The 12,734-nt window shown below is 69.0% G+C and carries 11 protein-coding genes; 1 reads left to right on the top strand and 10 read right to left on the bottom strand.

Features of this window, described 5'->3' with window-relative positions; translation table 11 throughout:
* From ON39_RS11390 to ON39_RS48665, 4 genes are all read right to left on the bottom strand, one after another.
* On the bottom strand, nucleotides 1–2,823 hold a 2,823-nt coding region (locus ON39_RS11390; RefSeq protein ID WP_255219258.1), incomplete at its 3' end, for an arabinosyltransferase domain-containing protein.
* A 147-nt stretch (nucleotides 2,824–2,970) separates the two neighbouring features.
* Entirely contained in the window at nucleotides 2,971–3,510 is a 540-nt protein-coding gene (locus tag ON39_RS11385; protein WP_051186515.1) for a WKL family lipoprotein, read from the bottom strand.
* A 159-nt stretch (nucleotides 3,511–3,669) separates the two neighbouring features.
* Nucleotides 3,670–5,046 carry a DNA polymerase IV gene (locus ON39_RS11380; protein WP_040733494.1) on the bottom strand — a complete coding sequence of 459 codons (1,377 nt, stop codon included), beginning with the start codon at nucleotides 5,044–5,046 and terminating at the stop codon, nucleotides 3,670–3,672.
* A complete protein-coding gene (locus tag ON39_RS48665) occupies nucleotides 5,043–5,183 on the bottom strand; it encodes a hypothetical protein (protein WP_157195441.1) in 141 nt (46 codons plus the stop codon). The genes ON39_RS11380 and ON39_RS48665 overlap by 4 nt, the downstream gene beginning before the upstream one ends.
* Nucleotides 5,184–5,365: 182 nt before the next feature.
* Here ON39_RS48665 and ON39_RS11375 point away from each other — a divergent pair, with 182 nt between their 5' ends.
* On the top strand, nucleotides 5,366–6,250 hold the full coding sequence (locus ON39_RS11375) for a UTP--glucose-1-phosphate uridylyltransferase (RefSeq protein WP_085998153.1): 885 nt from the start codon (nucleotides 5,366–5,368) through the stop codon (nucleotides 6,248–6,250).
* Nucleotides 6,251–6,401: 151 nt separating this feature from the next.
* Here the strand turns inward: ON39_RS11375 and ON39_RS11370 are convergent, their stop codons facing one another.
* From ON39_RS11370 to ON39_RS11345, 6 genes are all read right to left on the bottom strand, one after another.
* The gene (locus tag ON39_RS11370) at nucleotides 6,402–6,917 is read right to left on the bottom strand and encodes an NlpC/P60 family protein (RefSeq protein WP_110293682.1); all 516 of its coding nucleotides are present in this window, start codon (nucleotides 6,915–6,917) and stop codon (nucleotides 6,402–6,404) included.
* A gap of 376 nt (nucleotides 6,918–7,293) precedes the next feature.
* Nucleotides 7,294–10,428 carry an isoleucine--tRNA ligase gene (gene ileS / locus ON39_RS11365; protein ID WP_040733491.1) on the bottom strand — a complete coding sequence of 1,045 codons (3,135 nt, stop codon included), beginning with the start codon at nucleotides 10,426–10,428 and terminating at the stop codon, nucleotides 7,294–7,296.
* 280 nt (nucleotides 10,429–10,708) lie between these two features.
* Nucleotides 10,709–10,909 carry a hypothetical protein gene (locus tag ON39_RS11360; protein ID WP_040733490.1) on the bottom strand — a complete coding sequence of 67 codons (201 nt, stop codon included), beginning with the start codon at nucleotides 10,907–10,909 and terminating at the stop codon, nucleotides 10,709–10,711.
* 119 nt (nucleotides 10,910–11,028) lie between these two features.
* Nucleotides 11,029–11,886, bottom strand: coding sequence for a DivIVA-like cell division protein Wag31 (wag31, locus tag ON39_RS11355; protein ID WP_040733489.1), 858 nt, complete (start codon nucleotides 11,884–11,886; stop codon nucleotides 11,029–11,031).
* 68 nt (nucleotides 11,887–11,954) lie between these two features.
* On the bottom strand, nucleotides 11,955–12,257 hold the full coding sequence (locus ON39_RS11350; protein ID WP_040733487.1) for a YggT family protein: 303 nt from the start codon (nucleotides 12,255–12,257) through the stop codon (nucleotides 11,955–11,957).
* 89 nt (nucleotides 12,258–12,346) lie between these two features.
* Nucleotides 12,347–12,734: cell division protein SepF (locus tag ON39_RS11345; RefSeq protein ID WP_255219257.1), on the bottom strand; the 388-nt coding region annotated here is incomplete at its 5' end.

Below are 12,734 nucleotides of genomic sequence, written 5' to 3'. Positions count from 1 at the left end.
CATCGGAACCCGCATATTGCGCCACGACGGGGACGGCCCGATATCAATCGGGTCCACGCTGCCGAGCGCCGCCGCCGTGCCGTCGGCGCCGGCTCGACCGTACTCGAGGCGCACCTCCTGGCCGGGGTGGACGATGCCGTCGCTGTCGACGTGCCGGATGCGCCCGGCGACCGCGATCGAGACGAGCTCGCCGCGACTTCCGTTGGTGGCGTCGGGAAGTCGATACCAGCCGGTCGTCAGTTCCGCGGGCACCTGCGCGCCGTCGCGGTAGCTGCCCAGCACCGGCGTGGTCGCCGGGTCGAGGCCGAAGGGCAGCGGCACGCTGCTGCCGTTGATGCCCGCGCCCGACGTACCCGCCTCGGAGCCGGGCGATTTCGATCCGGCCTTCGGGTCGGCCGTGTCGCCGGAGTCGGCGCTGGAGACGGAGTTTGCCTTGCCCGTGGTGGATTCGACCTCGTCGGAGGTGAGGTCGGCGGCCACCCCGTTCGGCGTGAAGCCGGTCGAGTCGGCGCCGGCCAGCGCGGTCGCCGCGTCGCCGGACAGCGGGCGCAGCACCGACGCGTTGGGATCGGTCTCGATCAGCACCTTGTCGGCCAGGCCGCAGCCGCCGGTGGTGGCGGACAGGTTCGACTGCGCGATCGAGTACGAGGGATACTGCGCCACAGCGGCTTTCGCGAACGACAGCACCTCGAACAGCACCATGGCGGCCGCGACGACGGCGAGCACGGGGACGCGCGCGATCCGGCCGGGCACCGAGGCGGGGCGCGGCTGGGTCTCCGGGCGGATGTGGAACCAGGCCGCGACGGCGAGGGCGAGCACCGAGAGCCCGGCGGCGAAGGTGGACAGCCCGAAACCCGCGAACGTCGGCGGCTTGTCCCACCACGGGATGCCCCAGGCCGACACGTACCAGTAGCCGTTCGCGCCGACGAAGGTCAGCGCCAGCGCGAAGAACATGGCCGCGGCGAACAGCGCCCGGTTGCGCAGCGGGCGCATGACGGCCGGGCTGATCGAGACGGCGGTGAGCGCCGCGACGCAGGCGGCCAGGCCGGCGAAGACGCCGAACTGGTGGGTCCACTTGGTCGGCGAGAACATCATCAGCACCATCGCGGCGACGGTGATGCCGACGAGCCTGCGGCCCGGACCCAGCGCGGTCCCCGGGATGCGACCGCCCCGGCGCAGCATGGTGACCACGCAGACCGCCAGGCCGAGCAGCAGCATGAACATGCCGAACCGCCGGGTGAGCCAGCCGTCGGCGTTGATCTGGAGCAGGTACTGGTAGCGCAGGAACTCGAAGAACCAGGACTCGCCGGGGCCGATCCGGCCGTGCACGTAGAACATCTCGAGCGCGCCGGCCAGGGTGCGATCCGCGAAAACCACGGTGAGCACCGCGAGTCCGGCGGCCAGCAGGGGCAGCAGCAGCGCGAGATATCCGGTGCGCTTGGCCCGGCTCATGAGCACCGAGGTGACGGTGCGTGCCCCGGCGGCGAGCGCGCCGACGCAGATCAGGCCGGACGGCGCGACGGTCAGGGTCAGCGCCGCGACGACGATGGCCAGCGCGTAGGGCAGCAGCCGCCGGGTCGCGATGGCCCGCTCGACCGAGGCCCAGGTGAGGATGACGCCCAGTGCCACAAAGGGTTCTGCGCGCAGGCCGTTGTTGTACGGCATCCAGAACGCCAGGAAGATCAGGGCGGCGGTCCACGTGACGATCCGGTTGTCGCGCAGCACCGCGCCGAGCCGGGGCAGGATCTCCCGGCTGATCACCCACCAGGTGATGACGCCGACGAGCAGGGTGGGTAGTCGAACCCAGGGACTCGCCGACGACACGTGCGACAGCAGCGAGATCATGTCGGTGTACGGGGTGTAGAACGGGCCCTCGTCGACGCTGAACCAGCGGTAGTAGTTCGACATGAACCCGGAGCTCTGCGAGGCGCGCGCCATGCCGAGGATGTAGCCGTCGTCGGAGGTGTTGGCGCCGATGAAATGCCACACCAGCAGCGTGGCGAAGACCAGGTAGTCCGCGGGGCGCAGCCGCCACCAATGGGTCGGCAGGAACCGCCGGCGCCGCCGGCCGTCGGCGCTGTCCAGCCGGTACAGCGCGACCAAGGCGACCAGCGTGGCCAACGCGGCCAGCACCATCGCGGTCAGCTTCAACGCGCTCGGCGACGACGAAAAGCGGGAATCCACTTGCACATTCACGTGCAACCCGGCCGGGGCCGCGCCGTTCAGCTCACTGAAGACGCCGACGACCTGCGGGCGGACATCGGTCGTGAACTCCCGGTCCGAATCGGCGATGCCGGGCACCGAGACCGTGGTCCGTTCGGTGCCCATCTCGACGCCGATCGAGCAGGCTTGCTCGCGCACGGCGCTCAGCGGCGACGACCACAGCAGCATGTTGCGCGAGACCACGTCGACGCGGCCCGCGCGATCCGCCGCGTCGGGCACGACCTTGACGACGAACCCGTAGCGCTCCAGATCCGGCGACTGGCGCGGAATCGTGGACACCACAATGCCGCCCGTATCGGCCAGCGCCGCGACGGCGGCACACGGAATCCGCGCGGAGAGGTTCATCGGCGCGTACGTGATCAGCGGCGCCGTCACGGAGGTGACCGCCGCCGTCTGCGGCCACGCCACGCTCGCCTGGTCCTGCCGGACCGGCAGGAACGGAATCGACACCGCCGTGAGCACCGCGAGCAGCCCACTCACGATCGCCAGCAACCGAATTCGACGCGACGCCACGCCCACCGGCTCCGCGTTCGGCTCCTGCCGGTCACCCCGCTGCGCCGACGATCGGGTCGATTCACGCACAGCGTCACTGACAGTCACGACGGTGGATGCTAGCGCGAAATCATCGGATGACACAGAGTCCCAGCTATCAGCCCTCGAAACACATACTCAGCCTGCATATTCGGCGTCGGAACGCACACTCGGCGCCGCGGCCGACGGACGCACCGCCGGCCGCGGCGGCGCGAACTAGCCGCAGGCCGTGGAGGTCTGGCCGAGGTTGGTCAGCATGGCGCAGGCCCAGGACTTCTGGATCTTCCACTTGCCGTTGTCCGCGACGAACGGCACGTCGACGATGTTCTCCTGGCCGTTGACCACGAACTTGGCCTTCGCGTTGACGCTGTCGCCGAAGCTGGAGACGTCGGTGACCTCGATCTTCACGTCGGCGCCCTGGGCGGCCTGCGAAAGCCGGTCCGGCAGGGTCGGGTCGGCCTCGGCGCCCTGGACGCCGTCCAGCTTCTCGGCGGCCGGGACCGACGGATCGAGCGCGCGGCCCAGGGCGGTGTTCAGCTCCGCGACTGTCGGGACCGGCGGCAGGTTCGCGGTGTTGGCCGACGACGACGCCTTGGCGCTCGTCGACGTCTTGGCGGCCGGCTTGCTGTCCTTGTCGTCGCTGCCGCACGCGGTCATGCCAAGCGCGGCAACGACGGCCAAGCCGGCGATCGCGATGCGTCCAGTCTTACGAAGCTTCAACTGCTCGTCCTTTGCGTTCGAGTAGGTCCGTGTCATGTCCACCAATGGCAGCCTCTCCCGACCGGCAGCGCTGCACGAGCACCCAGGCTACCGGCACGCCAAGACCACCGCGTGGACCCACACGGGACTGACTGATGTCGTCGGCAGCGAACGTAGCCGGTGGGCTCGGCGATGTCGAGCCGTCCCCCGGCCGGGTCACCGAAGACTGTGCAGCGGATCGGCTCTGGTCAGGCCGGGGTCGTCGGCGGGGAACGTGCGGGCCGGGCCGGGGCCCGTGGACCGGGTCTCGAAGCGCACGGTCACCACGCCGTAGCCGCTGCCCTGCACCCAGCCGTGGCCGAACTCGGGATGCTCGACGTCCATGCCCGGACGCCAGAGCGGGCCGGGCGCGGCCGCGAGCGGTGTGCTCCCCTCCTCCTCCGGTTCGTCCTCGGCGGCCGGCTCCTCGGCGACGGGCGCCTGATCCAGTTCGGGGAACAGGGATTCCTGGCGCACGGTGGACAGCCCGCCGTAGCCGACGCCGACCAGCCGGATCGGGCCGAGCTCGGCGGGGTCGATCGCGGACCGCTGCGCGGCGGTGGTGAGCGTGACCAGGTCCTCGGTCGCGTACGGCAGGGTGAACGAGCGCGTCACGATGCTCATATCGGACTTGCGCAGTTTGAGCACGACGGTGCGGGCGGCGCGCCCGTCCTTGGCGAGGCGGCGATGCGCGGCCGCCGCCATCGACTCGATGGCGGGGCGCAGCTGGGCGAGCGTGACGATGTCGGTCTCGAAGGTGGTCTCGGCGCTGATCTGCTTGGCCTCGTTGCGCTCGGCGACCGGCCGGTCGTCGACGCCGCGGGCCAGCCGGTGCAGCGCGGCGCCGACGCTGCCGCCGAGGATCGACATCGCCTCGGACTCCGGCAACGCGGCGAACGCGCCGACGGTCTCGATGCCGAGCGAGCGCAGCCGGTGCTCGGCCACCGGGCCAATCCCCCACAGCTTGCGCACCGGCAGCGCGGCCAGCATGGCCGGCTGCTCGACCGCCGAAACCACCCGTATCCCATCGGGTTTGGCGAGCGCGGAGGCGATCTTCGCCAGCTGCTTCCCGGTGCCCGCGCCCACCGAGGCGGTGAGCCCGGTGCGTTCCCGCACCAGCGCCCGCAGCTCCGCGCAGAACTGCTCCACCCGCGCGACCGTCGCGCCCGCCAGCTCGGCGGGCTCGCCGAACGCCTCGTCGAACGACAGCGTCTCCAGCACCGGAATCCGGCTGCGCAACGCGTCGAACACCTGCCCGCTCAGCGTGCCGTACAGGATCCCGCGCGGCGGCACCACCACCGCCGTTACGCCGACGAGCCTGCGCGCCTGATGCATCGGCATCGCCGAGCGCGCTCCGTACACCCGCGCCTCATAACTCGCGCCCGCGACGACGCCGCGCCCGCCCGTGCCGCCGACCAGGACCGGCCGCCCGCGCAGCGTGGGGCGGGTCAGCTGTTCCACCGAGGCGTAGAAGGCGTCCATATCGATGTGCAGCACCCAGCGCCGGGCGGTGCTCTGCGCGTCGGCGCGCGTCGGCGGATGCTGGTCGCTCACCGTAGCTTCGCCGAGGATTTCCTGGGTTTCGGCGCGCGCACCGGCAGCAGACCGGCCGTGCGCCGCAGGAAGTCACCGAGCCGAGACGCATCCGCCAGTCGCGGCGCGGGCGCCCGGAAGCAGTACTCGGCGCTCACGACCGCGCCTCCGTCGTTCCTCGGCGCACTACCTTCGACTCGCTGACTCACATCCGGAAATCTACGCCGGGCCACCGACAGATCCGGGCAGGTCCCGACGCTGCGCGGTCACTGCGGACTAGCCGTCGATTTCCAGCGGGGACTACCGTTGTCGCACCGCCTCATATGTGATGATCGGACCTATGAAGATCCGCAAGGCCGTGATCCCGGCCGCCGGTATCGGCTCCCGGCTCCTTCCGCTGACCAAGGCCATCCCCAAGGAGATGCTGCCGGTCGGCGACAAGCCGGTCATCGAACATACGGTCCGCGAGCTGGTCGCGTCGGGCATCACCGACATCACCATCGTGGTCAGCGGCGGAAAGTCGTTGATCCAGGACCACTTCCGGCCCAATCCGGCGCTGGTGACGCAGCTACGCGCGGACGGAAAGACCGCCTACGCCGACGCCGTCGAGGAGGTCGGCGAGCTGTCCCGGCTCGGCCACATCACCTACCTCGACCAGCACGGCCCCTACGGCAACGGCACGCCCGTGCTGAACGCGGCCCGCAACATGGGCGACGAGCCGATGCTGGTGCTGTGGCCCGACGACGTGTTCGTCGCCGAGGTGCCGCGCGCGCAGCAGCTGATCGATGCCTACGAGGCCACCGGCGCGCCCGTGCTGGCCCTGATGCCGATGGATCCGGCCGAGTCGCAGCGCTACGGCGTGCCGGTCGTCGCCGACGACCAGGGCAACGGGCTGCTGCGCATCACCGGCCTGCGGGAGAAGCCCAAGCCCGAGGACGCGCCGTCGGATTTCGCCGCGATCGGCGGGTACGTGGTCACCCCCGGGGTCATCGAGGAGCTGCGCAAGCAGACCAAGGCCTGGTACGAGCACCGCACCGGCGAGGTCTACCTGACCGACGCGATCAACGTGCACGCCGCCGACAACCCGGTCTTCGGCCAGGTCATCCGCGGCAGCTGGTACGACACCGGCAACCCGGCCGACTATCTGGTCGCCCAGTTCGCCTCGGCGCTGGCCAATCCGCAGTACGCGCCGCTGCTGCGCAACCTCGTCCAAGAGTCCGACTGAGCGACGGACACACCGAAGCCGATGTCCCGCAGCCGAAGTCGCTCCGGGCCGCGGGACATCGCACGGTACGCGGGTCGGGCCTGGGTCGAAGTCCGGCCGGCGGCACCGGGCCGGCCGCCGACAGCCGTTGCGGCACCGACTGTTTCGTGTATCAGAAGCGCCGAATGGTGTAGATGTCGAACTCGCGCAGCGGGCTGAGGCCGACGGGGTGGCCCCAGTCGTAGGCGTTGAAGATCTGGCCGAATCCCGCGTAGATGCCGACGTGCGAGGCGTCGGTGTTCAGCACCACCACGTCACCCGGTGAGAGAGCGAACAACGGGACATTCGCGCCCGCTTTGGCCTGCTCCCAGGTCGTGCGGGGAATATTGACGCCGACCTGCCGGAACGCCCACTGGACCAGCCCGGAGCAGTCCCAGGTGAACGGCCCGGTGCCGCCCCACTCGTAGGGCTTTCCGGTCTGCGACGTCGCGGCCGCCAGCGCGCCGACCCCGTGGGTGCTCGGCAGCGGGATCGCGGCCGAGCCGGAGGCGGACAGGGATTCGGCGCTGCCGGTGGCACTGCCCGTGCCGCTACCGGTGTCCGACCAGGCGGGCCCGGCTAGGAGCAGCGTCGCGGCCGTCGCGATCAGCAGTCCGAAGGCTATGCGGCGCAAGGGTTTTCTGTTCACGTGCTCGTCCCTTCCGGCGGCCCGGCCGGGCCGCCATCCGGCGGTCCCGGCCGACGCCCGGGTCGAGCGGCGTCATCCGTGCGGGGCCGCAGTGGCCGTCTCCGGCGCGGCAACGCCGGACACGGCGTGTCTCAGGTAGGACAATCCACGAACTCGCTGCTGCCCCAGATGTCCCATCCGCAACAGCAGCACCACTTCCGATTCTGCCGCGCGTCTCCGACCTGCGCATACACTTCAGCAAATTTCTAGCATGTGATCTGTCTCACAGTGCGGAACGACACGCGGGGAATCTCGAGCGCCACGCCTCCCCACCCAACGACTACAAGTGCAGACGAGGGCGGAGCCGTGTCGGCCCCGCCCTCGCTGTGTTCCTCCGTCAGGCCTTGGTCACCTGGGCGCGCACTCCACCGACGAGATCGGCGGCGTCGGCGCCTACCTCACCGAAAGTGAGCGTGGTGGCCAGGATCTCGCCCGCGATCAGGTCGCGGTGCGTCTCGGCCCACGCGGCCCGCTCGGCGGGCACCGCGAGAACCACGGTGATCCGGTCGGACACGTCCAGCCCCAACGACTTTCGGGTCTCCTGGAGATCGCGAATGAGGTCGCGGGCCCAGCCCTCGGCCTCGAGCTCCTCGGTCACCACCGAGTTCAGCACCACGAGACCGGCATTGCCGGGCAGCGCGGCGGTGGACTCGGGCTCGGCGGCCACCAGTCGCTGGGTGTACTCCTCGGGAAGCAGGTCGATTCCGGCGGCGGTCACCACACCGTCCGCGGACTCGGACCATTCACCGGCCTTGACCGCCTTGATCACCGTCTGCACGTCCTTGCCGAGGCGCGGACCCGCCGCGCGCGCGTTGACGACCAGCTCGAACCGGCCGTGCACGGCGACGTCGGTGGTCAGGTCGACCTTCTTGACGTTCACCTCGTCGGCGATGATGTCGGCGTAGGGCGCGAGCCGTTCGGCGTCGGCCGCCGCGATGGTGACCTCGGCCAGCGGCAGCCGCACCCGCAGGTTCTGCGCCTTGCGCAGACTCAGCACCGTCGAGCAGACCACGCGCGCCTCGTCCATCGCCGCGACCAACTCCGGATCGGCCGGCAGCTCACCGTCCTTGGGCCAGTCGGTCAGGTGCACGGACTCGCCGCCGGTGAGCCCCCGCCAGATCACCTCGGTGATCAACGGAAGCAGCGGCGCGGCCAAGCGGGTGACCACCTCGAGCACCGTGTGCAGCGTGTCCACCGCGTCCGGTTCCTCGCTCCAGAAGCGCGAACGCGACCGGCGCACATACCAATTGGTGAGCGCGTCGGCGAACCCGCGCAGCTCCTCGCACGCGCCCGCGATGTCGTAGCGCTCCAGCGCCTCGGTCATCACGTCCCGGGTCTGCGCCAGCTTGGCCAGGATGTAGCGATCGAGCACGTGCGGCGAGTCCGTGCGCCAGATACCGGGTTTCGAGGCGTACAGCTGCAGGAAGGTCCACGCGTTCCACAGCGGACGCAGCGCGTGGCTGACGCCCTCGCGGATGCCGCGCTCGGTGACGATGAGGTTGCCGCCCCGCAGGATCGGCGAGCTCATCAGGAACCAGCGCATGGCGTCGGAGCCGTCCCGATCGAACACCTCGTTGACGTTCGGGTAGTTGCCCTTGGACTTGCTCATCTTCAAGCCGTCGTCGCCGAGCACGATGCCGTGCGCAGCAACGGTTTTGAAGGCGTGGCTGTCGAAGAGCGCGGTCGAGAGCACGTGCAGCGTGTAGAACCAGCCCCGGGTCTGCCCGTTGTACTCGACGATGAAGTCGCCGGGGAAGTGGCCGTCGAACCACTCCTTGTTCTCGAACGGGTAGTGCACCTGCGCGAACGGCATCGACCCCGACTCGAACCAGCAGTCGAGCACCTCGGGCACCCGGCGCATGGTCGACTTGCCGGTCGGGTCATCGGGATTGGGCCGGGTGAGCTCGTCGATCATCGGCCGGTGCAGGTCGGTCGGGCGCACGCCGAAGTCGCGCTCGAGCTCGTCGAGCGAGCCGTACACGTCCATCCGCGGGTAGGCCGGGTCGTCGGAGACCCAGACCGGGATCGGGCTGCCCCAGTAGCGGTTACGGCTGATGTTCCAGTCGCGCGCGCCCTCGAGCCACTTGCCGAACTGGCCGTCGCGGATGTGCTCGGGCACCCAGTCGATGCGCTGGTTCAGCTCGACCATCCGGTCGCGGAACTTGGTGACCGCGACGAACCAAGACGGCACCGCCATGTAGATCAGCGGCTGGCCGGAGCGCCAGCTGTGCGGGTAGGAGTGCTCGATCGTCTCGTGCCGCAACAGCTTTCCAGCGGCCTTGAGGTCCTTGATGATGACCGGGTTGGCGTCGAAGACCATCAGGCCCTCGTACGGCGGCACCATCGAGGTGAACTTGCCGCCCGCGTCCAGCGGCTGCACGATCTCGATGCCGTTGGCGGTGGCGACGTCCATGTCCTCCTCACCGAATGCCGGTGCGAGGTGGACGATTCCGGTGCCGGAGTCGGTGGTCACGTAGTCGGCCTGGAGCACGCGGTGCGCGCGCGGGTGGCCGAGGAAGAAGTCGAACGGCGGCTCGTAGGCGAGGTCGGTGAGCGCGGCGCCGTCGAACTCGCCGAGAACCTCTGGCTCGTCACCGAATTCGCGCGTGTAGTGCGAGACGCGTTCGGCGGCCAGCAGATACCGCTTGCCGTCGGCGCCGCGCAGGTGCACGTAGCGGACGTCGGGGTGCACCGCGATCGCGAGGTTCGACGGCAGGGTCCACGGGGTGGTGGTCCAGATCAGCGCGTTGGCGCCGTCCAGCGCGTGCAGCGGGTGGTCGGCGGGCACGCGCAGCACCATGTCGACGGTGACCGCCGGGTCCTGGCGCATCTTGTACGCGTCGTCGAGGCGGGTCTCCTGATTCGACAGCGGCGTCTGCTCGTACCAGCTGTAGGGCAGCACCCGGAAACCCTGGTAGATCAAGCCCTTCTCGTGCAGCGACTTGAACGCCCACATCACCGACTCCATGAAGTCGAGATCCAGTGTCTTGTAGTCGTTGTCGAAGTCGACCCAGCGCGCCTGACGCGTCACGTAATCGCGCCATTCGCCGGTGTAGCGCAGCACGGAAGTTTTACAGGCCGCGTTGAATTCGGCCAGGCCCATTGCGTCGATCTGTGATTTGTCCGTGATACCGAGCTGCTTTTCCGCCTCGAGCTCGGCGGGCAATCCGTGACAATCCCAGCCGAAACGCCGGTCGACGCGCTTGCCGCGCATCGTCTGGAATCGCGGGATCAGGTCTTTGACGTATCCGGTGAGCAAATGACCGTAATGTGGCAGTCCGTTGGCAAAGGGGGGGCCGTCATAGAAGACGAATTCCGCTGCTCCCGTACGGTTTTCGATGCTCGCGCGGAAGGTGTCGGCGGCCGCCCATGCGTCGAGCACGCGGCGCTCCATGTCAGGGAACGTCGCACCCGAGCCGACACCCAAGTCGACCCGCGGATACCCGCTGTTGCTGGAAGTTTGGTCCGCCATCGCGGATGCGTCTCCTCGTGCCGTGTGCGTTGGCACGGGGACGATGCCGGCGCGGTGCGCCGAGACCGCGGTACCACCCCGCTTGTCCGGCCAGAGAGCGGCCGGACCTCTCGTTGTGAGCTGTGACGGGCTCACCCGTTCGGTTCTACTGGGCACCACCGCCGCGGCGGCACGTGCTGTTCTTCCGAAGGCTCCCCGGTGATGGCCGGATCGACACCATGTTCATGTTTGATTCTAGCCAGTGCGGTCAAACCTGTTTACGGCGCACCGAGCGATCGGCCTAGCGTTTCGCGTGACGCCCGGGTGGTGGAGCGGAGTCCCCGTCCGGCCGACGCATGGACAGAGCACTGACCAGTAGGAGCACCGCGCCGATCACGCACACCACGATGCAGCCCCACGCCCAGATCACCGACCCGGTGGTGAGCGCGGCTACCAATAGGGCGAAGCCGACAGCGGCGAGAACCAACGTCAAGACGAGCATGGTAACCCCCCGGGGGGATGGCATGGAGGCGAAGCCGACGGGGTGGGTATGTCCGGCACGCCAGGCGGCTCGACAGTTCTTCTAAGTTGTGTGAACTGCGGTGCGCTCGTGAGAGCGGCTTACTTGCCACCCTTGGCGAACGAGGCCGGCTGCAGGTTGCCCGCGGTGTTGGCGTCGGCGAACGCCTCGCCGCCGTCCACGGGGACCGCCGAGCCGCGGTTCTCCAGCTCCTCGAGCTGCGACTCCAGGTAGGACTTCAGCCGCACCCGGTACTCCCGTTCGAAGGTCTTGAGCTGCTCTATCCGGCTCTCCAGCACGCTGCGCTGCTGGGTGATGGTCGCCATGATCTCGGTGTGCTTGTGCTCGGCGTCGGCCTGCAGGGCGTCGGCCTTCTCCTTGGCCTGGCGCAGCTGGCTGTCCGAGCGCGACTGCGCGTCCGACAGCATGGCGTCGGCCTTCTGGCGCGCGTCGGCGATCATCGCCTCCGACCGCGTCCTGGCATCGCCGACGAGACGCTCGGAGTTTGCCCGGGCGTTCGAGAGGAGGTTCTCCGCCTCGACCTTCGCGTCGCTGGTGAGCCGGTCGGCCATCTCCTGGGCGAGGCTGAGCACCTTGGCGGCCTGCAGGTTGGCGTCCGCGCTCGGGGCCTCCTTGGGCGCGGGCGGGGCCGGCATCGGCGCGGGCGGAGCCTGCTGCACCGGGGGCTTGATCGGCTCCGGCTGCGGCGGGGGCGCCTGCTGGACAGGCGGTTTCACGGCGCTCGGGCCGACGGGGCCGCGATTCTTCTTGGCATCGGCCAGTTCCGCGTCGAGCTCGGCGACCCGCTGACGCAGGTCGGCGTTCTCCTCGATCAGACGCGAGAGTTCCTGCTCGACGAGATCCAGGAAGGCGTCGACTTCATCCTCGTTGTAGCCGCGCTTCCCGATCGGCGGTTTGCTGAACGCGACGTTGTGCACATCGGCTGGAGTCAGCGGCATGGAAGGATCCCTTCACGCGTCTTTTGGAGATCTAGCAGATCTAGCAAGCTACTTCACGGCCCATTCTGTCACACCGGGGCTACCGGCTGCCCGAGCCTGCCCACGATCGACATCAAGATGAAGACGATGAAAAGCAGGACCATAATCGACAGATCCAGGCGAATTCCCCCCAGTGACACCGGTGGTATCAAGCGCCTCAGGAGTTTCACCGGAGGGTCGGTGATCGTGAAGATCACCTCGAGGATGACGACCACGACACCGGTGGGGCGCCAGTCACGGGCGAAGCTTCGGATGAACTCGACGATCACCCGGCTGATGAGCAACAGCCAGAAGATGAACAGTACGAAGTACAGCACCGCGAACAAGGCCACGAGTTCACTCTGCCGCAAAATCCGCTTTGCGCAAAATGACCGCGCCGCTGCACCCGCGACCGGTCTGTGACACCCCCCAGATCACGACCTTATTTCTGGTTGTAGAAGCCGGTCTCGGCGATGCGACGGCGTTCTTCGGCTGATACGTCGACGTCGGCCGGTGAGAGGAGGAACACCTTGGTGGCCACCTTGTCGAATGAGCCACGCAGTGCGAAGGCGAGCCCGGCGGCGAAGTCGACCAGGCGCTTGGCGTCGGCGTTGCTCAGCTCGACCAGGTCCATGATCACGGGGTTGCCCTCGCGGAACCGCTCGCCGATGATCCTGGCCTCGCTGTAGTCACGCGGGCGAAGTGTCGTGATCTTGGACAAGGGGCCTCCGTCCTCGAAAATCCCCGGCCTGCGCGCGGGTGCCGGCTCGGGGCGCACGCGCTCCTCCAGCCTGCGCTCCTCGGCGTCGGGATCGACGGCGAGCGCGCCG

Origin of the sequence: Nocardia tenerifensis NBRC 101015, from assembly GCF_000308715.1 — a bacterium.
Taxonomy (GTDB): domain Bacteria; phylum Actinomycetota; class Actinomycetes; order Mycobacteriales; family Mycobacteriaceae; genus Nocardia; species Nocardia tenerifensis.
This window is presented reverse-complemented; position numbering and strand designations above follow the sequence as displayed.